This is a genomic window from Promicromonospora sp. NPDC057488 (assembly GCF_042802395.1).
Taxonomy (GTDB): Bacteria; Actinomycetota; Actinomycetes; order Actinomycetales; family Cellulomonadaceae; genus Promicromonospora.
In genome coordinates this window covers 1-21,014 of sequence record NZ_JBHVEG010000105.1, presented here as the reverse complement: position 1 = coordinate 21,014, position 21,014 = coordinate 1, and the positions used below count along the sequence as shown (strand labels likewise).

The 21,014-nt window shown below is 73.1% G+C and carries 16 protein-coding genes; 5 read left to right on the top strand and 11 right to left on the bottom strand.

Annotated features, from left to right (window positions below; all coding sequences use genetic code 11):
* Nucleotides 1-309 precede the first annotated feature (309 nt).
* Genes ACFU5G_RS19725 through ACFU5G_RS19715 form a run of 3 tightly spaced genes read left to right on the top strand, consistent with a single transcriptional unit; the run spans nucleotide 310 to nucleotide 3,535 of the window.
* Nucleotides 310-1,440 (top strand): Gfo/Idh/MocA family protein, encoded by a 1,131-nt coding sequence (locus ACFU5G_RS19725; protein WP_377248538.1) that lies wholly within the window; start codon nucleotides 310-312, stop codon nucleotides 1,438-1,440.
* 35 nt (nucleotides 1,441-1,475) lie between these two features.
* On the top strand, nucleotides 1,476-2,678 hold the full coding sequence (locus tag ACFU5G_RS19720) for a dihydrodipicolinate synthase family protein (protein WP_377248536.1): 1,203 nt from the start codon (nucleotides 1,476-1,478) through the stop codon (nucleotides 2,676-2,678).
* Nucleotides 2,675-3,535 (top strand): sugar phosphate isomerase/epimerase family protein, encoded by an 861-nt coding sequence (locus tag ACFU5G_RS19715; RefSeq protein ID WP_377248534.1) that lies wholly within the window; start codon nucleotides 2,675-2,677, stop codon nucleotides 3,533-3,535. Before ACFU5G_RS19720 ends, ACFU5G_RS19715 begins: the two co-directional genes overlap by 4 nt.
* A gap of 108 nt (nucleotides 3,536-3,643) precedes the next feature.
* Here ACFU5G_RS19715 and ACFU5G_RS19710 read toward each other — a convergent pair whose 3' ends face one another.
* The 8 genes from ACFU5G_RS19710 to ACFU5G_RS19675 form a co-directional block, all read right to left on the bottom strand.
* A complete protein-coding gene (locus ACFU5G_RS19710) occupies nucleotides 3,644-4,714 on the bottom strand; it encodes a CU044_5270 family protein (RefSeq protein WP_377248532.1) in 1,071 nt (356 codons plus the stop codon).
* On the bottom strand, nucleotides 4,711-5,325 hold the full coding sequence (locus tag ACFU5G_RS19705; protein WP_377248530.1) for an RNA polymerase sigma factor: 615 nt from the start codon (nucleotides 5,323-5,325) through the stop codon (nucleotides 4,711-4,713). The genes ACFU5G_RS19710 and ACFU5G_RS19705 overlap by 4 nt, the downstream gene beginning before the upstream one ends.
* Nucleotides 5,326-5,533: 208 nt before the next feature.
* Nucleotides 5,534-6,283 carry a ferredoxin-NADPH reductase gene (locus ACFU5G_RS19700; RefSeq protein WP_377248527.1) on the bottom strand — a complete coding sequence of 250 codons (750 nt, stop codon included), beginning with the start codon at nucleotides 6,281-6,283 and terminating at the stop codon, nucleotides 5,534-5,536.
* Between the two features lie 5 nt (nucleotides 6,284-6,288).
* Complete coding sequence (locus ACFU5G_RS19695; RefSeq protein WP_377248524.1) at nucleotides 6,289-7,128, bottom strand: carbohydrate ABC transporter permease; 840 nt, start codon at nucleotides 7,126-7,128, stop codon at nucleotides 6,289-6,291.
* Nucleotides 7,128-8,081 (bottom strand): carbohydrate ABC transporter permease, encoded by a 954-nt coding sequence (locus ACFU5G_RS19690; RefSeq protein WP_377248521.1) that lies wholly within the window; start codon nucleotides 8,079-8,081, stop codon nucleotides 7,128-7,130. The genes ACFU5G_RS19695 and ACFU5G_RS19690 overlap by 1 nt, the downstream gene beginning before the upstream one ends.
* 93 nt (nucleotides 8,082-8,174) lie before the next feature.
* Complete coding sequence (locus ACFU5G_RS19685) at nucleotides 8,175-9,470, bottom strand: ABC transporter substrate-binding protein (RefSeq protein ID WP_377248518.1); 1,296 nt, start codon at nucleotides 9,468-9,470, stop codon at nucleotides 8,175-8,177.
* A gap of 68 nt (nucleotides 9,471-9,538) precedes the next feature.
* Nucleotides 9,539-11,464, bottom strand: coding sequence for a DUF2264 domain-containing protein (locus ACFU5G_RS19680; RefSeq protein WP_377248515.1), 1,926 nt, complete (start codon nucleotides 11,462-11,464; stop codon nucleotides 9,539-9,541).
* The gene (locus tag ACFU5G_RS19675; RefSeq protein WP_377248512.1) at nucleotides 11,461-12,483 is read right to left on the bottom strand and encodes a hydroxyacid dehydrogenase; all 1,023 of its coding nucleotides are present in this window, start codon (nucleotides 12,481-12,483) and stop codon (nucleotides 11,461-11,463) included. Before ACFU5G_RS19675 ends, ACFU5G_RS19680 begins: the two co-directional genes overlap by 4 nt.
* Before the next feature lie 172 nt (nucleotides 12,484-12,655).
* On the opposite strand from ACFU5G_RS19675, the gene ACFU5G_RS19670 reads away from it, so the two are divergent.
* Both ACFU5G_RS19670 and ACFU5G_RS19665 read left to right on the top strand, forming a co-directional pair.
* Entirely contained in the window at nucleotides 12,656-14,617 is a 1,962-nt protein-coding gene (locus tag ACFU5G_RS19670; protein ID WP_377248509.1) for a hypothetical protein, read from the top strand.
* Nucleotides 14,614-15,762 (top strand): substrate-binding domain-containing protein, encoded by a 1,149-nt coding sequence (locus ACFU5G_RS19665; protein ID WP_377248506.1) that lies wholly within the window; start codon nucleotides 14,614-14,616, stop codon nucleotides 15,760-15,762. Before ACFU5G_RS19670 ends, ACFU5G_RS19665 begins: the two co-directional genes overlap by 4 nt.
* Nucleotides 15,763-15,912: 150 nt before the next feature.
* Here the strand turns inward: ACFU5G_RS19665 and ACFU5G_RS19660 are convergent, their stop codons facing one another.
* The 3 genes from ACFU5G_RS19660 to rhaI are packed head-to-tail and all read right to left on the bottom strand — an operon-like array spanning nucleotide 15,913 to nucleotide 20,845.
* The gene (locus tag ACFU5G_RS19660) at nucleotides 15,913-17,601 is read right to left on the bottom strand and encodes a rhamnulokinase family protein (RefSeq protein ID WP_377248503.1); all 1,689 of its coding nucleotides are present in this window, start codon (nucleotides 17,599-17,601) and stop codon (nucleotides 15,913-15,915) included.
* Entirely contained in the window at nucleotides 17,598-19,673 is a 2,076-nt protein-coding gene (locus ACFU5G_RS19655) for a bifunctional aldolase/short-chain dehydrogenase (protein ID WP_377248500.1), read from the bottom strand. The genes ACFU5G_RS19660 and ACFU5G_RS19655 overlap by 4 nt, the downstream gene beginning before the upstream one ends.
* On the bottom strand, nucleotides 19,670-20,845 hold the full coding sequence (gene rhaI / locus ACFU5G_RS19650; protein ID WP_377248497.1) for an L-rhamnose isomerase: 1,176 nt from the start codon (nucleotides 20,843-20,845) through the stop codon (nucleotides 19,670-19,672). Before rhaI ends, ACFU5G_RS19655 begins: the two co-directional genes overlap by 4 nt.
* Nucleotides 20,846-21,014: the final 169 nt, after the last annotated feature.

Genomic DNA, 21,014 nt, shown 5'->3' with positions numbered 1-21,014 from the left:
GACAGGGGTCGGCACAGGCCTGTGCCGACCTCGATGCAAAGTGCCGAGTCTGCGGGGCAAACTGCCGACGCCACCGCGCACAGCAGATACCCGCCCACCGGCCGGTGCCCACGCGCCCCACTCATGTCCGCGCCCAACGCGCCCCACTGATGTCCGTGCCCCCACGCACCCCCGCCACCCCGCCTCTCGCCCCGGCCCCCATGTACTCACCCGGAAACGTGCGCTACGCTCCCCTGGAAAGCGCATTCCAAGACGGCGCTCAAGACCACCGACGATGGAGTCCCGCCCGTGACCACACTTCGCATCGCCATGAACGGCGTCACCGGCCGCATGGGTTACCGCCAGCACCTCGTGCGCTCGATCCTGCCGATCCGCGACCAGGGCGGCGCCACGCTCGCCGACGGTTCGCGCGTCCAGGTCGAGCCCGTGCTCGTGGGCCGCAACGCGGACAAGCTCAAGGAGCTCGCGGCCAAGCACGACGTCGAGCACTGGACCACCGACGTCGACGCGGCCATCAAGGACGCCGACATCGTGTTCGACGCCGCGATGACCAACCTGCGCGCCGCGACCCTGTCCAAGGCGATGCGCGAGGGCAAGCACGTCTTCACCGAGAAGCCGACGGCGGAGACCCTCGCCGAGGCCATCGACCTCGCCCGGCTGCAGGCCGAGACCGGCGTGACCGTCGGCGTCGTGCACGACAAGCTGTACCTGCCCGGCCTGGTGAAGCTGCGCCGCCTGGTTGACGAGGGCTTCTTCGGCCGCATCCTGTCGCTGCGCGGCGAGTTCGGCTACTGGGTGTTCGAGGGCGACTCGCAGCCCGCCCAGCGCCCCTCGTGGAACTACCGCGCCGAGGACGGCGGCGGCATCACCACCGACATGTTCTGCCACTGGAACTACGTGCTGGAGGGCATCCTCGGGCAGGTCAGGACCGTGACCGCGCGGACCGCCACGCACATCCCCACCCGCTGGGACGAGCAGGGCAACGAGTACAAGGCGACCGCGGACGACGCCGCGTACGGCATCTTCGACATCACCACCCCGGGCGGGGACGACGTCGTCGCGCAGATCAACTCGTCCTGGGCCGTGCGCGTGTTCCGCGACGAGCTGGTCGAGTTCCAGGTGGACGGCACGCACGGCTCCGCCGTCGCCGGCCTGCGCGAGTGCCGCGCCCAGCACCGCGCGCACACCCCCAAGCCCGTCTGGAACCCGGACCTGCCGGTCACGGAGCCGTTCCGCGACCAGTGGCTCGACGTCCCCGCGAACGCCGACCTCGACAACGGCTTCAAGCTGCAGTGGGAGGAGTTCCTGCGCGACGTAGTCGCCGGGCGCCCGCACCGCTACGACCTGCTGTCGGCGGCGCGCGGAGTGCAGCTCGCGGAGCTGGGCCTGCGGTCGTCGGCCGAGGGTCGCCGCATCGACATCCCGGAGATCACCCTGTGAGCGGGACGACGAGCGGGGTCGCCGTCGTCCTCCCCCTGTTCGACGCCGAGGGCCGTGTCACCGGCTCCGAGGCCGTCGAGCTGAACGCTCCCGGGCCGTGGACGACGCCGTCCGGCCCGATCACCTCCCGCATCGCCTTCGCGGCCGCCCACGTGGTGCCGCAGGTCGGTGCGGAGAACGTGCCGGGCGCGCCCGCCGTCGTCGACTGGGACGCGACGCTCGCCTACCGGCACCGCATCTGGGAGCACGGGCTCGGCGTCGCCGACGCGATGGACACCGCCCAGCGTGGCATGGGCCTCGACTGGGCGGCGACCCAGGAGCTCATCCGGCGCTCGGCGGCCGAGGCCGCGTCCGTGGGCGCCCGCGTCGCGTGCGGCGCGGGCACGGACCAGCTCGACCCGGCGGTCGTCGCGGCGCTCGAACCGGGCGACGCCGGCCTGGCCGTCGTCACCGAGGCCTACCGCGAGCAGGTGCACGTGGTGCAGGACGCCGGGGCGCAGGTCATCGTGATGGCCTCCCGCGCGCTGGCCCGCGTGGCCCGCGGCCCCGAGGACTACGCCCGCGTGTACGACGCCGTGCTCGCCGAGGCCGACCAGCCCGTCGTCCTGCACTGGCTGGGCACCATGTTCGACCCGGCGCTGGCTGGCTACTGGGGCTCGGACTCCGTGGACGACGCGACCGCGACGTTCCTCGACCTGATCCGCGCGCACCAGCCCCGGATCGACGGCGTCAAGGTCTCGCTGCTCGACGCCGCCCACGAGGTGGGCCTGCGCCGTTCCCTGGCAGCCCTCCCGGCGTCGGACGACGGCGTGCGGCCCCGGCTCTACACCGGCGACGACTTCAACTACCCGGAGCTCATCGCGGGCGACGAGCAGGGCCACTCGGACGCCCTGCTCGGCATCTTCGCCGCGATCTACCCGGCGGCGTCCACGGCCCTGCAGGCGTTCGACGCCGGCGACGCCGAGGGCGGGCACAAGATCCTGGCCTCGACCGAGGCGCTGGGTCGGCACATCTTCGCCGCGCCCACGTACTACTACAAGACCGGCATCGCGTTCCTGTCCTGGCTGAACGGGTTCCAGGCCGGGTTCTCGCTGGTGGGCGGGCTGCACTCGGGCCGGTCGCTGCGGCACCTGGTCGAGCTGGCGCGCCTGGCCGACGGCTGCGGCATGCTGCTCGACCCGCCCCTGGCCGCCGCGCGGCTGCGGGCGTTCCTGACGACGAACGGGGTGGCCGCATGAGCCGGGCATCGCTGAACACCGCGACCGTCAAGCACGCGACCCTGGCCGAGGCGTGCGAGGCGGCGGCGACCGCGGGCTTCGGCGCCGTCGGCCCGTGGCGCGACGTGGTCCAGGCCGTCGGCGCGCCGCAGGCGGCCCGCATCATCGCGGACGCCGGGCTGCGCGCGTCGTCCCTGTGCCGTGGTGGGTTCCTCACCGCGGCCGACGACGCCGGCATACGTGCCGCGCTCAACGACAACAAGCTGGCGATCGAGGAGGCCACGACGATCGGCACCTCGGAGCTGGTCTTCGTGGTCGGCGGGCTGGTGGGCTCGACGCCGGGCGGCGCCCCGACGTCGGGCGTGGACCGCGACCTGGTGGCCACGCGCGGCCGGGTGGCCGACCGGATCGCCGACCTGGTGCCGTTCGCCGCCGAGCACGGCGTGCGGATCGTGCTGGAGCCGCTGCACCCGATCTTCGCCGCCGACCGCGCCGTGATCTCCACGCTCGCGCAGGCGCTGGACCTGGCGGCGCCGTTCGCGGCGTCGGAGGTGGGCGTGGTCGTGGACACCTATCACGTGTGGTGGGACCCCTCGCTGCAGCGGTCGATCGCGCGGGCCGGGCGCGAGGACCGCATCGCGTCGTACCAGGTGTGCGACTGGGCGCTGCCGCTCGCGGCCGAGCCGCTGAACTCGCGCGGGCACGTGGGCGACGGGTACGTCGACTTCGCCACGATCACGGGCTGGGTGCGCGACGCCGGGTACGTAGGCGACATCGAGACCGAGATCTTCAACGAGGAGATCTGGGCCCGGCCGACGGCGGAGACGGCGGCGACGGTCCTGTCCCGGTACGAGAAGCACGTGGCCCCGCACCTGTAGCCCATCCCCTTCGAGGCCCAGGTTTCTTCGCTCTGAGCCGTGTCAGAGCGAAGAAACCTGGGCCTCGAAAGAGAAGTGACGAGACCGGCCGGGCTCACGGCCCCGCGGTCACGGCGTCTGGCCCACCTCGTCGACGATCGACCAACCAGTGATGGCCTCGCCGTCCGTCATGCCGTCCGGGTAGGCGGTCGCGGTGCCGAGCAGGTCGTGTGTCTCCGGGTCGAAGACCAGGTCCTGCCGGTAGTCCTCCATCTCGACGCCGACCGCGATGCCGGGCCGCCCGATCGCGTCGGTGACACCAGGGGTCACGACCAGCCCGTCGACCCGGCTGAGTGCCCCGAAGACCGCCGCGCGTGCCTCCGGTGTCAGGGTCCGCAGCAGGTCGTTGGCATTCACGAACATCGACAGCGCCGAGCCGTCGCCGTACCGGCGCAGGTAGTCGTACATGGCGTCGGCGTCGGTGGGTGCCTCCCGGTCGACCCCGGGTACCGAGCTGCAGTCGGTGCCGGCCGCCCGGGCCCGCACGTCCCCGCCGTCGGCACAGGTGAACAGCCGCTCGTCGAGCGGATCCCCAGCGGAGTACGTCCCGGTGGCCCTGCCGTCCTGGGTCCCGTCGACCGAGTGCCAGCCGACGTAGTCCCCCGCGCTCTTCGTGGCGGCCTTTCCGATGACCTCGTACCGGCTGGTGCCCGTCGTGGCGAAGTAGACGAACTGGTCGTCGCGGACCTGGTCCCACGAGTCGTCGGCGGCGGCGACGGTCCGGGTGGCCGCGGCCTGCAGGATCTCGGCCGCCGAGGCCGAACCGGGCGGCACCGGGGCGCCGCCCTCGTCCCACGGCATGGTGAGGGTCGCCGTGGGCGCGAGGAGCAGGCCGCCCGCGACCGTGGCCGCGACGCCCAGTCCCGCGACCAGCCGCAGACCGCGCCTGCGTGACCCTGTCGCACGGGGCGGACCTCCCGGACGACCGGTTGCCGGCCCGCGACCGAGGCCCCGGCGTGCGGGAGGTGCCTCCACGGCCGGGCCTGTCGACCCGAACTCCGCGGCGAGGCGTGCTCGCCCCGAACGGAACGCGGCGTCCGTTCCCGCGTCCGACGGGTCCAGCAGCACCCCCAGCGTGTGCAGCGCCTCCACATCGGGCGCGCCGGGCTCCTGCCCGGTCGTTCTGGTGCTCGTCGTCATCGTCCGTCCTCCTCCGCGTCCCAGAGCCCACCCGGCAGCGCCGCGCGGACCAGCCTGCGTGCCCGGTGCAGCCGCGAGCGCACCGTGCCCTTCTTGATGTCGAGGGTCGTCGCGATCTCCTCGTAGCTCAGGTCGCCCCACGCCCAGAGCAGCAGCACGTCCCGGTCTCCGGGGCGGAGGCCGGCGAGTGCCGTGCCGAGCGCACTCCCGGCGGCCCGGGCGGTGACGTCCGTCGTGGCCCGGTCCTCCAGGCCGGTGTCGGGCGGCGTCGTCCCGACGCGCGCCATGGCCCGGTACCGGGTCGCCTCCGCCCGGCGGAGCTGCGAGATCTCCCGGGTCGCGATCCCGAGCAGCCACGCGCGGGCATCAGGCCTGGCCAGGTCGTAGGTGGCCCGACGGCGGAACGCCGCCACGAACGTCTCCGCCACCACGTCCTCGGCGTGCTCCGGCCCGACCCGGCGGTACGCGTAGCGGTGGATTGTCCTCGCGTGCCGGCCGTAGACGGCCGAGAAGTCCTCGGGCTCGTGCAGGGACGCGGCGATGATCTGCGCGTCGGACCGCCCCGCCGCGGGGTCGACGTCGGCGCTCACCAGCTCGGCGGCCGCCGTCATGGCGCCGCCCCGCTCGACGTCGCGAGCTCGTTCGTCTGCATCGTGCCTCCCTGCCCGTCGGAACCACTGTCACCTGGTATCCGCACAACGACAGCAATCGGTTCACGACACGCAGGCCGAGGCGTTGAGCACAGCACCTGCTGCCGGACGACGACTCAGTCCGGCAGCAGGTGCTGTGGTCGATCGCCCCGGGTGGGGGCGGAGCGGGTCAGCGGGGCGGCGACGGCGCCGACGGCGCGGCACGCAGGACGAAGCGGCAGACACCCCAGACCGCGAACAGCAGCGGGGCCGCCGCGAAGCCCAGGCCGACCGCCGGGCGGGCCGCGACGACCGAGACGAGCAGGCCGAGCACGACCAGCGCGCCGGCCGAGAGGTACCAGCGCCGCACCCCGAGCACGAGGGCCGCGAGCAGGACGTCGCGCAGGCGGGCGTCCGGCATCTCGGGCACCGCCGCGAGGGCGAGGAGACCGGTGAGCACCGCCACGACGGCGAGCGTCACCAGCACGGGGATCGCGACGGCGCCCGCCGTCCGCCCCCAGAAGAAGGCCACGTCCACGACCGCCACGACGACGACGCCGGCCGCGAGCGCGCCCAGCGCCAGGCCGCGGCGCAGGTGCCGGCGCCAGGCGCGCGCGAAGGTACGGACCACCGCCGTCGACCCGTCCGCGCTGAAGGCGGCGAACACCGAGAACGCGGCGATCAGGGCCGGGCCGAGCAGCGGCGCCGTCAGGGCCGCGAGCGGCCAGGTCGCCGCGAGGTCGGTCGCGGCGACCAGCACCACCAGGGGCAGGCACGCGACCGCGAGCAGCAGGTTGGTCATCAGACCCGTGTAGACCGTGCCGAACACCAGCTCGTAGGTCTCGGGGCCGATCAGCAACCGGCGGCGGCGCGGGCCGGCGGCGGCCGCGGGAGCCGCGCCCGCCGTCGGGCCCACGCCGGCCGCCAGGTTCGCGCCCACGGCACTCACCCCTTCACGCCCGTCGTCGCGACGCCCTCGACGAAGTACCGCTGGCCGAGCAGGAAGATCAGCGCGATCGGCAGGACCGACAGCACGGAGCCCGTCATGATCAGCGCGTGCTCGGCGTTGTACTCGCCGATGAACGACTGCAGGCCGATCTGGATGGTCCACAGCTCGCGGTCACGCAGGTAGATCAGGGGCCCGAGGTAGTCGTTCCAGGTCGAGACGAACGTGATGATCGTCAGCGACGCCAGGGCCGGCACCGACAGCGGCATGATGATGCGCCACCAGATCCCGTACTCGGACAGCCCGTCCAGGCGCGCGGCCTCCGACAGCGAGTCGGGGATCGACTCGTAGTACTGCTTCATGAGGAACACGCCGAAAGCGCCGAACGCCTGGAGCAGCATGATCGCCCACAGAGTGTTGTTCAGGCCCCAGCTCGAGAGCATCTGGAACTGCGGGATCATGTACGACTGCCAGGGCACCGCGATGGTGCCGATGTACAGCAGGAACAGCGGCTCGCGGCCCGGGAAGCGCATCTTGGCGAACCCGTAGGCGGCGAAGCTGCCGGTCAGGACCTGCAGCACCGTCACCGCGACGGACAGGACGAGGGTGTTGCGCACCCACGTGACCATGTCGGCCTTGACCCAGATGTCGAGGTAGTTGCGCCACTGCACGGGGTCCGGGATCCACTGCACCGGCGCCGTGAACACCTGGTTGTTCAGCTTCAGCGACGAGATCACCATCCAGGCGAACGGGAGCATGATGCCCGCCGCGGCGAGGATCATCACCACGTAGAGCAGCACCCGGCCGGACCTCCGGAGGGCGGACGGACGGGCGGCCATCACGCTTCCTTCCGCTTGTTGTACAGGAACTGCACCACGGTCACGGTGATGCAGATGAAGAACAGGACGACGGCGACGGCCGAGGCGTAGCCGAACTCGAACTGCTCGAAGCCCTTCTGGTAGATGTACTGGCTGAGCACGAGGGTCGCCTGGCCCGGGCCGCCGTCGGTCATGACGAGGATCAGGTCGAAGACCTTGAAGCTCTGGATCGTGACCATGACCGTCACGAAGAACATCGTGGGCCGCAGGCAGGGCAGCGTGACGTTCCAGAACCGCTGCCAGGCACTGGCACCGTCGATCCGGGCGGCCTCGTGGAGCTCGCCGGGCACGGTCTGCAGGCCGGCCAGGAACAGGAGCATGTAGTAGCCCATGTCCTTCCACGTGCCGACGATGATCACCGCGGGCATCGCCCAGTCCTTGGAGACCGTCCAGCCGGGCATCTCGCCGCCGATGAACAGGCTCAGGAACTGGTTGATCGGGCCGTACTCGGGACTGAAGAGCATGTTCCACACGACGGCGACCGCGACGATCGACGTGATGTACGGGAAGAACGCGACCGTGCGGAAGAACGCCGCACCGCGCAGCTTCTGGTTCAGCAGCAGCGCGAGGCCCAGGGAGGCCACGATGGTGATCGGGATGTGCAGCGCGGCGTAGTAGAAGGTGTTGCCGAGCGCCGTGTGGAAGCTCTTGTCCCCCACCAGGCGCGTGAAGTTGTCGAGGCCCACCCACTGGGCGGCGCCGAAGATGTTCCAGCTGGTCAGGGAGATGTAGAACAGCGTGAGCACCGGCGCGAGGGTGAGCACCGCGAAGCCGAGAAAGTTCGGCAGGATGAACGTCCAGCCGACCAGCGCGTTACGGACCTTGAGCGAGGTGCGCGGGGTCCTGAGCGGTGGCCGGGTGTCGGGCTGCGCGAACCCGAGGGTGCGCTCGTCGCCGACGACCGGTGTCGTCATGAGGGTTCGTCTCCTTGAGAAGCGGGGTGGTCCGGGGCGCGCGCCCGGGCTCGGCTCGAAGCCACGGAGCCCGGGCGCGCGAGTCGGTCGAGGTCAGCCGACCTCATTGGCGACGCGCTCCTCGGCCTCGGTGATCGCCTCGTCCACCGGGGTGGACTCGGACATGATCGCCGAGTGGGTCTCGCCCAGGATCGTCTGGATGGCGGCCGTCTTCTGGCCCACCGGGTTCTCGGGCAGGGTGTCGTGCGTGGTGTAGGCGAACCGCGACAGCTCGTCCTGCGGCACGCCCTCGAGCCCGAAGATCGCGTCGGCCACGGCGTCGTCGATCAGGGCCGGCGTGATGCCGATCTCGGCGAGCGCGGCGGCACCCTCGGGGCCGGCGGCGAACCGCAGGAAGTCCTTGGCGGTCTCGATCTTGGACTCGTCGATGCCGGAGCTGATGCCCATCGTGGTCGGGTCACCGAACGTCAGCGGGGTGTTCTCGGTGCCGGTCGTGGACTCGTCGAGCTGCGGGATCGGCGCGATGCCCCACTCGAAGGTGTCCGCGGCGCCCGACTCCTGCTCCGCCACCAGCGTGCCGATGTACCAGGAGCCCATCGGGAGCATCGCTGCCTTCTGGGTGCCGAACTGCGACTGGTAGGCCAGCTCGTTCGTGGTCACGGTGGCGAACGACGGCTGCGCGCCGGCGTCCTGCAGCGCGAGCTCGCGCTCGTAGTACGGGGCCAGGAACGAGAAGTCGCCGCCGTCGAGCGACGCGCCCGGCGTCTGCGAGAGGGCGAAGCCCTGCACGGTGGACTGCCAGCTGTGCAGGTAGGTGCCCGTGACCTCCTTCTCGCCGATGCCCTCGGTGAGCTGCTCGGCGGCGTCGGCGTAGTCGTCCCAGGTCCAGGAGCCGTCGGGCAGGTCCACGCCGGCCTTCTCGAAGAGCTCCTTGTTGTAGTAGAGCAGCCACGAGTCCTGGCGGTAGGGCACCGCGAAGGTCTTGCCGTCGACCGACATCGGCTCCAGGCCGCCCGTCGCCGGGTCGAGCTCGCCCGCCACGTCCGAGATGTCGAGCAGCGTGCCGCCCTCCTGGAACGTGATGTAGTTCTTCAGGTTCTTCACGATGAAGACGTCCGGCGCGGCACCCGCGGCCAGGTCGGCCGTGAGCGCCGTGTCGTAGTCGTCGCCCGCCGGGTACTCCTTGAGCTCCACGGTGACGTCGGGGTTGGCCTCGTGATAGGCGTCCGCGAGCGTCTGGAACTCCGGCGTGGACGCGAAGTCCCAGCCGGCCAGGCTGATGGTGACCGGGCCGTCGGCGGCCGCGGGCTCGTCCTGTCCGCCGCACCCCGTCAGGGCCAGCGACGCGGCGGCGGCGATGCCGAGCGCGCTCATGATCTTGCGGTTCATTCCAACTCTCCTTCGAGTGAATTCGGTCCTGCGGCGCCCCGGTGAGAACCATCGGTGCGCGTGGGTGATCAGGGCAGAGTTGCCGTGGTCCGTTCGCCGTCGGGCCAGGTCACGAGGGCCTGGTCGCCGGTGAGTTCGAGGTGCGGCGCCGGGAGCGGCGCCGGGTCGCGCGGGTCGCCGGCAGCGCGCCCGAGGTGGACGCCGACGGCGGTCCAGCCCTCCGGCACCGGGGCGTACCGCAGCCAGGGGGTGGTGCTCGGTCCCGCGAGGGGCGTGGCGTCGTCGTGGACGGTCGATCCACTGAGCGGCGCGATGTCGCCGAGCAGCGGCACCAGGGTCGAGCCGAGGCCCGGCCCGGCGGCCCAGCCGCCGATCCGGAGCGCCGTCGCCCGGGCGTCGAACCCGTCCGCGACCCGCACCAGCCGGACCTCCCAGGCGCCGCGGACGATCGACACGGTGGTGACCCGCCCCGCCGTCGTCGCCGTACCCGGACGCCCGGACCCGTGGTCGGGCGCGGTGGTGTCGACCTGCAGCCAGTGCGTGTCGGCGACGGAGGCGAGGACGGCGGCGGGGGTCTCGACAGGCTCGACCAGCGGGAGCCGCGCGAAGCCCGCGCGGTGGGTGGCGCGGTCGGCGACGTCGAGCAGCACCACCGACTGGTCCAGCGGCGCGAGCCACGCGTCGGGGTCCAGGAGCGGGGACGTCGCCGTCGAGTAGCCGAGGCGCGCGTACAGCGGCGAGTCGCCGCCGTCCGACCCGGGCAGCGCGTGGTCCGTGCCGTGGTTGATCACGCGCACGATGCCGTCGTCCCGTGTGGCGCTGATCGCCCAGCCGGGTGCGGCCGCGACCGTGAGCACGTCGCCGACGTCGACCGGGAGCGGCTCGGGCGCCGCCGTCCACACCTCGTGCGAGGCGGGCAGGGCCAGGCCGAGCAGCCCCTTGCTGGCCCAGTACGGCGAGCCGGTGCCGCTGTACCGCTGTGCGAGAGGGCGCCACGGCTGGTGCCAGCCGAGGGTCAGCAGGCCGTCGTCGCCCGGCACGTCGTGGTCGGCGAAGTGCCGCACGATGCGGGTCGCCGCCTCGCGGAGCTGGCCCGGCCGGCCCACGCCCGACACTGCACCGGCCCAGAACGGGGCGGCGGCCGCGAAGCGGTAGGTGAGGCTGCGGCCCTGCAGCAGCGGGGAGCCGTCGGCGCCGACCAGCGCGAGCGCGTCGTCCAGGTATCGCGCCAGGTGCTCGCGGTCCTGCGCCGAGCGGGTCGCCAGGTCGTCGCCAGCGGTCTGCGCGACCTCGGCCGCGCCGGTCATCCGCGCCCACATGGCCGGGTACAGGTGCAGGGCCCAGCCCGTGTAGTGGTCGAAGCTGCGCTCGGGGCCGTCGGCGAACCAGCCGCCGGGCCGGACGAACCGGTCGTGCGCCGCGAGGTCGCGCGCCACGTCGTCGGCGGAGAAGGGGCCGCCGACCGAGCGCAGGAAGGTCTCCACGACGATGCGGAACCAGACCCAGTTGTTGTCCGGGTAGCCCTCGTCGCCCACGACCGACGCGAGGTAGTCGACCAGGTGCTCCTGGGCCGACGGCGCCAGGCGGTCCCAGATCCAGGGGCGCGTCAGGTCGAGGATCAGGGCCAGCGAGGCCGCCTCGACCTTGGCCTGGCTGTGCTCGTCGGGCCGGGTCCAGCGCTCGGGGTGCGCGGGGTCGGCACCCGCGGTCAGCCCGGCCGCGTACCGCTCGGCGAGGTCGGTTGGGTCCGCGCCGTCCTCGCCCGCAAGCCGGAACCCGGCCAGCAGGAACGTGCGCGCGAAACCCTCGAGCCCGTCGACGGCGGTGCCGTAACCGCCAGGGGTGCCGGGCAGCGTGATGAGCGAGCCGGTCGGTGACGCGTAGGGCTCGACGGCCGCGAGCAGCCGGTCGGCGTAGCCGGTGAGCCAGGTCCGGGCCTCGGGGCCCGACGCCCCGGCGCCGGACGGACGGAAGGAAGCTGCGTGGTCGGTCATGCGACGAACTCCATGTCCTCGCGGGTCACGGCGCTGCGGGACGCCTCGCCCCGTGCGTAGCGCTCCAGCTCGTCGAGCGCGGCCGCCGTCATGCGGCGCGCCTCCGTGCCGAGCGACCCGGCGATGTGCGGTGTGATCATGACGTTGGGCAGGTCGTACAGCACGGACGACGCCGGCAGCGGCTCCGGCTCGGTGACGTCGAGCATCGCGTAGATGCGACCCGTGGCGCACTCACGCTCCAGCGCCGCGGTGTCGACCACGGTGCCGCGGGCGGTGTTGATCAGCGTGGCCCCGTCGGACAGCAGGGCGAGCTCGCGCGCGCCGATCAGGTTGCGCGTCGAGGGCAGCTCCGGGGCGTGCAGCGAGACGATGTCGGACGCCGCCAGCAGCTCGTCGAGCGGCACCAGCCGCGCGCCGGCGTCGGCCACGGCCGCGGCGTCCGCGAACGGGTCCGCCACGAGGATCTCGCGCGTCTCGGGGCCGGAGCCCGGCACGGTCAGTCGCGCCACGACCTGGCGGCCGGTGCGGGAGAATCCCACGATGCCGACCACGCGGTCGCGGTTGGACAGGTCGCCGTGCTCGTCCAGGTAGGACCAGTCGTCGCGGCGCTTGCGGGCGATGTTCGCGAGGAACGGCGCCTTCTTGCCCGCCATGAGGATCGCGGCCACCGTGAACTCCGCGACCGGCAGCGCGTTCTCGGCCACGGCGTTGGTCACCAGCAGCCCGCGGTCCCAGACGGCGTCGGACACGAGCGACCGGACCGAGCCCGCGCAGTGCACGACCGCGCGCAGGTTCGGCGCGAGCTCGAGGACGTCGGTGGTGAGCCGGGGCGCGCCCCACGAGGTGACGAGCACCTCGACGTCGGCCAGCCGGGCCTTGGCCTCGGGCGTGTCGTAGGAGGTCACACGAGCGGTCTCGCCGAGACTCGCGATCGCACGCAGCCGGGAGTCCTCGTCCGGGCCGAACTGCATACGCAGTGCCCGATCGTCCATGACGAGCAGGGCTTCAGGTCGCCGCACCACCGCGCTCCTCTCCATCGAGTCCGCGTCCGCCTGACCGTTCAGGCGAACAATTCCGATCACCTACGATCGGACGATGGCCCATTGAAGCCCACCAGACCGGCCGTTGGCAAGCCCTGGCATTCGTCGAAGAGTTCCTATACGATCATTTTCGATCATTGGAGATACGAACATGACATCAGCGTCGCTGCCCGCGCCCGACGTGTCGGCCCGGGACCACTGGACCGCCGGGCACGTGGCGAGCGCCCTCGCACCCACGCTCGCCAGGGCGGATGCCGAGCGCGGCACCCCGTGGCCGCAGCCGCTCGCCTCGCACTACGCCAGGTTCTTCCGCGACGGCAACCGCACGGCCTACGAGGCGCAGGTCGCCGCCCGGCAGGCGCGGCTGACCCGCGCCACCCTCGCCGCGCTCGTCGACCCACGGGACGACCTGGTCGACGAGGTGGTCGACGGCGTGCTGCTGCTCTGCGAGCAGTCGAGCTGGTGCTGGGCCTCGCACGACGACACGTTCGACCGGTTCGGCCGCGTCACGCCCACCGTGACCGAGCCCCACCTCGACCTCGGCGCGGGCGAGGTCGCGGCGCAGCTCGCGTGGATCGACCACCTGCTCGGTCCCGCGCTCGACGAGCGCGCGCCCGGCGTGCGCTGGCGCGTCCGGCAGGAGACGCAGGCCCGGGTGCTGCGCCCGTTCACCGACCGGCGGGACTGGTGGTGGCTCGGCGTCGACCACCCGATCATGAACTGGAGCCCCTGGATCCAGGGCAACGTGCTCGCGGCAAACCTCGCGCTGGAGGAGGACCCCGGCCGACGCGCGGCCACCACCGCGCTCGTGGCGGAGGGCATCGCCGCGTACTGGGCCTCCCTGCCCGCCGACGGCGGGGTGGACGAGGGCTACCACTACTGGTGGCACGGTGCGGCTCGCGCGCTGGAGGCGCAGGACCTGCTGACGTTCGCGGGGACCCGCCCGGAGCCCGAGTCGCTGGAGCGCATCCGCGCGACCCTGGCCTTCCCGCACGCCATGCACCTGGGCGGCAGCTGGTACGTCAACGTGGCCGACGGCGCCGCGCGGCCGCTCGCTACCTGGCCCTGGAACGTCGTGCACACCTGGGCGCAGCGGGTGGGCGACGAGGCGGCGGCGCAGCACGCGGCGTCGTACCGCGGGCAGCCCGGCGGGCTGTTCGACGAGCGCGCCTCCCTGCCCCGCGCGGTCGGCCTGCTGTCCGGGTCCTGGGTGGACGCCCCGGCCACCGCGCCACCGCTGGTGGGCCGGGCCACGTTCCCGGCGACCGGGATCGCGGTCGCGCGCACCGCACCTGGGTCGACCCGCGGGCTCGCGGTGTCGGTCAAGGGCGGCCACAACGACGAGAACCACAACCACGTGGACGTCGGCTCGGTGATCGTGGCGCTCGACGGCGTGCCCGTCGTGGTCGACGCCGGCAAGCCCACCTACCGCGCCGGCACCTTCGGCCCGGACCGGTACGACCTGTGGGTGGTCCGCGGCGACTGGCACAACGTCCCGCGGGTGCGCGGCGTGGAGCAGCCCCCGGGCCCGGAGTTCGCCGCCGGCGCCTTCGAGGTGTCGGACGGCGTAGCAGTGGCTGGCGGCGGGGGCGGCGAACGTAGGGTTGATCGCTCTGTCAGGGCTGACAGTGCGACTGGCCCTACGTTCGACGTCGAGCCGGCGACGGGCTGGCGGGCGCGGGTCGAGCTGGCCGGGGCGTACCCCGTGGCCGGGCTGGAGCAGTGGTGGCGTGAGGTGACGCTGGACCCGGCCGCCGAGGCCGTGACCGTCGAGGACTCCTGGCGGTTCACGGACGCGGCCCCGGCCGCACCCGTCGAGCCGACGGTGTGGCACTGGATGCTCGCGGGCGACGTCGAGCTCACGCCTGGCCGCGCGGTCGTCCGGTTCGCCCCGGACGGCGCCGCCGCGCCCCGGCGCGCACTCGCGATCACGTGGGATCCTCAGGCCGTCGACGGCGCGGTCGACGTGCGTGCGCTGGACGACCCCGAGCTGACCGCCGTATGGGGTGAACACCTGAACCGGTTGCGGCTCACGGCGCGCGCAGAGGCGCCGTCGGGCCAGTTCCGGGTAACCATGAGACCCACCGGGTCGGGATCGCAGGAGGTCGCATGACGCAGGAAGCGCCGCTCCCGAGCGAGCGTCGGGCACGCCTGATCGCGCGGGTGCGGGAGACGGGCTCCGCACGGGTGAGCGACCTGTCGCGCGTGCTGGGCGTGACCCCCGTGACCGTGCGGCGCGACCTCGCGCTGCTCGTGGCCGAGGGCACCCTGGAGAAGGTGCACGGCGGCGCCCGCATCCCGGCGCGCGGCACGGGCGCAAACGGCGGCTCCGGCAGCGGCGGCCTGGGCGCCCGCACCGGGGCCAGCACCGGCGTCCCCCTGCCGGAGGGCATGTTCACGGGCGACGACGAGCGGCCGACCATCGGCATGGTCGTGCCCTCGCTGGACTACTACTGGCCCGAGGTGATCCGCGGCGCGCGGGCCGCCGCGCACGACACCGCGCGGCTGATCCTGCGGGGCGGGTCGTACGACGTGGACCAGATCCGGCACCAGCTCGCGGCGCTCGTCAGCGACGACGGCGGTCCGGGGGTGGACGGCCTGCTGGTGGCCCCGCCCGTCGACGGGCCGGACGCCACCGATCTGGCCGACTGGCTCGCGGGCCTGGACCTGCCGGTGGTGCTGATGGAGCGGCGCCTGGTGGGCGGCCCGTACCGCGAGCCGCTGGAGTCGGTGGCGACCGACCACGCGCTCGGCTCGGGCACGGCCGCCCGGCACATCGCCGAGCGGGGGCACAAGCGCGTGGGCCTGGTGACGTCGCGGACCAGCCCGCACTCCGCGGCCGTGCGCCGCGGCTTCCTCGCGGCGGCGGCGGACCTGGAGTTCGACGTGGTGCTCGACCTGGAGACGGCGCCGCTGGCCGGCGCCGAGTGGGCCACCGACGCCGCGACCGTGCTGGACGAGTGCACGGAGACGGGCGTGACGGCGGTTCTGGTGCACTCCGACCGGGAGGCGATCTCGCTGGTGGAGCTGGCGCGGGAACGCGGCATGCGGGTACCCGCAGACCTGGCGGTGGTCGCCTACGACGACGAGGTGGCCGCCCTGGCCGACCCGCCGCTCACCGCGGTGAGCCCGCCCAAGGCCGCGATCGGCGCGGGTGCGGTGGAGCTGCTGACGCGCCGGCTCGCGGACGCCGACCGCCCGGTGCACCGGATCGAGCTGAGCTCCCGGCTGATCGTGCGCGCGTCGAGCGGCGACTGACCCGGTACCGCGCCCGGCGGGATCGTGAACGCGGCCTCGGGGAGAACATCACTCCGCCTGAGGGAGTAACGGAGACGTAGCAATGCTCCGTCTCCGTTACCCACCCGGACGCACAGGAGTTTCCCGGACCGGCCCCGGCCCGCGCGCCGGTCAGTGCCCGGTGACCGGCGCCGGGTCGTACCGGCGCAGCGCGACGCTCGCGCGCACCACGTCGCGCAGCGCCGTCAGGTCGCCCGACAGCACGCCCACCGCGCGGGCCTGCACCAGCACGTTGCCGAGTGCCGTCGCCTCGACGGGCCCGGCGATCACGGGCAGCCCGGCGGCCTCGGCCGTGAGCCGGCACAGCAGCTCGTTCCGCGAGCCGCCGCCCACCACGTGCACGGTATCCACGGCCACGCCGGCCAGGGACGACGCGTCCGCGATCGCCCGCGCCGAGGAGGCCGCGAGGCTGTCGAGGACCACCCGGACCAGGGCCGGCCGCGCGGCGGGCCCGTCCAGGGGCAGGTCGACCCCGAGTCGCGCGGCGGCGTCCGACACCCGGCGCGGCATGTCGCCAGGCGCGAGGAACTCGCCGCCGTCCACGTCGACGAGGCAGCGGCCGCCGGGCTCGGCGGAGGCCGCCGCCAGCAGGGCGGACAGGTCGACGGGTGCGCCGTCGTCGTGCGCCCAGGACCGGACGCACTCGTCCAGCACCCACAGGCCCATGACGTTGTGCAGGTAGCGCACGGTCCCGTCCAGGCCGAGCTCGTTGGTGAAGTTTGCGGCCCGGCTCGGCTCGGTGAGCACGGGCTCGGGCAGCTCCAGCCCGACCAGCGACCACGTGCCCGACGAGATGTACGCCGCGGCCGCCCCGAGCGGCGCCGCCGCCACGGCGGACGCCGTGTCGTGCGAGGCGACGGCGAGCACCGGCACCTCGCCGAGCCCGGTCGCCTCCCGCACCGCGGGCACCAGGTGCCCGACGACGGTGCCCGGCTCCACGAGGTCCGGCAGCTTGTCGCGGAGGCCGGCGAGCAGCGGATACTCGGCTGCCAGCCGCTCCAGGAGCTCGGCCGACCAGGTGCGCGAGGTCGCGTCGAGCAGGCCCGTGGTGGACGCGTTGGTCACCTCCGCGACGCGGCGGCCCGTGAGCCAGTAGGTGATGAGGTCGGGCACCAGCAGCAGGTCCCGCGCGCGCCCCCACTCGCCGGCCGAGCCCGCCCCACCGCCGGTCGAGCCCGCCCCACCGCCGGTCGAGCCCGCCCCACCGCCGGCCGAGCCCGCCCCTGCGCCGGTCGAGCCTGTCGAGACCCCCGCCACCAGCTGGAACTCGGTGGTGAACTGCAGGTGCTGCAGCCCGTTGACGGCGTAGTGGTCGGCGAACGGGATGCGCCGGTAGACCTCGTCGGCGACCGCATCGGTGCGGGGGTCGCGGTAGCAGAACGGGTCCGCCACCAGTTCCCCGGAATCGTCGAGGAACCCGTGGTCCACGGCCCACGCGTCCACGCCGATCCCCCGGACCGCGACGCCGCGCTCCCGCGCGACGTCGCCGGCGGACCGCAGCCCGTCGAGGATGCCGCGCCACAGCGCGCGCACGTCCCAGCGGAGCGCGCCCTGCTCGTCGGGCACGGGCCCGTTCGGGAACCGCCCGCACTCGACGAGCTCGACCCGGGGAGCGCCGTCGACGCCCCCCGCCGGTCGAGCTTCCCCTCCCGCAGGTCGAGCCTGTCGAGACCCGCCCCGCACGATCCCCAGCATCACCCGGCCGCTCGTCGCGCCCAGGTCGACGGCGACGAACCCGGTCTCGACAGGCTCAACCCGCGAGGGCACAGGCTCGACCCGCGACAGCACAGGCTCACTCACCGCAGGAACGCCGCTGCCACGCCCGCGTCCACCGGCACGTGCAGGCCCGTCGTGTGCGAGAAGTCGGAGGTGCACAGCGCGAACACGGCGTTCGCCACGTTCTCCGGCAGCACCTCGCGCTTGAGCAGGGTGCGCTGCGCGTAGAACTCGCCGAGCTTCTCCTCGGGCACCCCGTACACCGCCGCGCGGTTGGCGCCCCACCCGGAGGCGAAGATGCCCGAGCCGCGCACCACCCCGTCCGGGTTCACGCCGTTCACGCGGATGCCGTACTGGCCCAGCTCGGCCGCGAGCAGCCGCACCTGGTGCGCCTGGTCGGCCTTGGTAGCGGAGTAGGCGATGTTGTTGGGCCCCGCGAACACCGAGTTCTTGGACGAGATGTAGACGATGTCGCCGCCCATGCCCTGGTCCACGAGCACCCGCGCCGTTTCACGAGAAACGAGGAACGAGCCCTTGGCCATCACGTTGTGCTGGAGGTCCCAGTCGGCCTCGGTGGTCTCGAACAGCGACCGCGACAGCGACAGCCCCGCGTTGTTCACCACGAGGTCCACGCCGCCGAACGCCAGCACGGCCTCCTGGATCCCGGCCCGCACGGCCGCCTCCGAGGACACGTCCACGGCCACACCGATCGCGACGTCCGCCGACCCGAGCTCCGCAGCCGCGGCGGACGCCTTCGAGGCGTCCAGGTCGGCCACGACCACGCACGCGCCCTCGGCCGCCAGCCGGGCCGCGATCGCCTTGCCGATGCCCGACGCCGCCCCGGTCACCAGCGCGACCCGGGTCGCCAGCGGCTTGGGCGCGGGCATGCGCCGCAGCTTGGCCTCCTCCAGCGCCCAGTACTCGATGCGGAACTTCTCGGCCTCCGCGATGGGGGCGTAGGTCGAGATCGTCTCCGCGCCGCGCATCACGTTGATCGCGTTCACGTAGAACTCGCCGGCCACGCGCGCGGTCTGCTTGTTGCGCCCGAACGAGAACATCCCGACGCCGGGGACCAGCACGATCGCCGGGTCCGCACCGCGCATGGCGGGCGGCTCCTCGCCGCGCGCCCGGGCCACGGCGGCGCCGCGCTCGTAGTAGGCGGCGTAGTCGGCGCGGTAGGCCTCGTGCGCGGCCCGGAGCGCGGTGACGGTCTCCTCGACCGTGGCCGACGTCGGGACGTCGACGACGAGCGGCTTCACCTTGGTCCGCAGGAAGTGGTCGGGGCAGCTCGTGCCGAGCTCGGCGAGCGGCACCAGCCGCTCGCGTGCCACGAAGTCCAGCACGGGCGCCGAGTCGGTGAAGTGGCCCACCTGCGGGGCGTCGATGCTGGCCAGGCCGCGGATCACGGGCGCGAGCGCGGCCGCCCGGGCCCGCCGCTCGGCGTCGGGCAGCGGCTCGTGGCCCGGCCGCACGGCGCCGAAGGGATGATCCCCCCGGGCAGCCGTCCGGGCCGCGATGAACTCCTCGGCCCGCCGGATGATCGAGAGGGACCGCGCCTCGGCCTCGGCCGAGGTGTCGCCCCAGGCCGTGATGCCGTGGCCGCCGAGGATGCAGCCGACGGCCTGCGGGTTCGCGGCCTTGTTGGCCGCGATGTCGAGCCCGAGCTGGAAGCCCGGACGGCGCCAGGGCACCCACACGACCTCGTCGCCGAAGATCTCGGCGGTCAGCTTCTCGCCGTCGGCGGCCGCGGCGATCGCGATGCCGGCGTCGGGGTGCAGGTGGTCCACGTGCGGCGCGTCGACCAGGCCGTGCATCGCGGTGTCGATCGACGGCGCCGCGCCGCCCTTGCCGTGCAGGCAGTAGTCGAACGCGGCGACCATCTCGTCCTCGCGCTCCTCGCCCGGGTACACGTCCACGAGGGCGCGCATCCGGTCGAGCCGCAGCACGGCCAGGCCCTGCTCGGTCAGGGTGCCGAGGTCGCCGCCGGAGCCCTTGACCCAGAGCAGCTCGACGGGCTCGCCGGTCACCGGGTCGGTGGCGGTGCCCTTCGCGGACGTGTTGCCGCCCGCGTAGTTGGTCACCCGCGGGTCGGAGCCCAGCCGGTTCGACCGGCTCACCAGGTCCCCGACCACGCCGGCTCCGCTGACGTCGTTCATGCTCCCCATCCCGCCTGCGCGCCACCGACGCGCTCGCTCGCGATCTTCTCGGCATAGCCCGACGCCGCGAAGGCCGCGGTCGGGTTCGGGTCCAGCCCCATCTCCTCGCGCACCTGCGCGACGAGCGGCCGGACGTCGGTGTCATACGCGTCCATGAGCACGCCGTGCGCGCCGAGCACGTCGCCCGCGAGCTGCGCCGCCTCCAGCGCCTCGACGTCGACGAGCAGCGCCTTGGCCGTCGCCTCCTGGACGTTCATGACCGACCGGATCTGGGCCGGGATCTTCGGCTCGATGTTGTGGCACTGGTCGAGCATGAAGTTGACCCCGCTGTCCGGGGCGTGCGCGCCGGCGGACACGATCTCGTGCATGATCCGGAACAGCTGGAACGGGTCCGCGGCGCCGACCATGAGGTCGTCGTCGGCGTAGAACCGGCTGTTGAAGTCGAAGGCGCCGAGCCGCTCCTGGCGCAACAGCTGCGCCACGATGAACTCGATGTTGGTGCCGGGCGCATGGTGGCCGGTGTCGAGCACCACCTTGGCCCGGTCGCCGAGCGCCATGACGTGCAGCAACGAGGTGCCCCAGTCCGGCACGTCGGTCACGTAGAAGGCCGGCTCGAAGAACTTGTACTCGAGCACCATGTGCTGGTCGTCGTCGAGCTCGGCATAGATCTCGGCCAGCGACTCGGCGATCCGGTCCTGGCGGGCCCGGATCGAGTCCTGGCCGGGATAGTTCAGGCCGTCCGACAGCCAGACCTTGAGGTCCTTGGACCCCGTGGCGCGCATGACGTCGATGCACTGCTTGTGGTGGTCCACGGCCTTGGCGCGCACCCGTGGGTCCGGGTGGGCCAGCGAGCCCAGCATGAAGTCCTCGTCCTGGAAGACGTTCGAGTTGATCATGCCGATCCGGACGCCCAGGTCGTCGGCGTGCCGGGCGAGCGCGCCGAAGTCGTCCACCAGGTCCCACGGGATGTGCAGGCTGACGCGCGGGGCGACGCCCGTGTACCGGTGGACCTGTGCGGCGTCGGCGAGCTTCTCGAACGGGTCACGCGGCACGCCGGGCTGGCTGAAGACCTTGAACCTCGTGCCCGAGTTGCCGAACGCCCAGGACGGCAGCTCGATCGTCTGCTGCCGGAGCGCTGACCTGGCCGCCTCGACACGTGTGGATGCCGCCATGGCGTCCTCCCTCTCCGCGCACGCCCTCGTGCGCACCTTGAAACGATTCACTCAGACCCTATTCCGCAAGCCCGAGGTGGTCAAGACATGCGGAAGGCGAACCGTTGCGATCGGCAGAACGTCAGGTGGTCGGCAGCACGTCAGGTGGTCGGCAGCTCGAGCTGCCGAC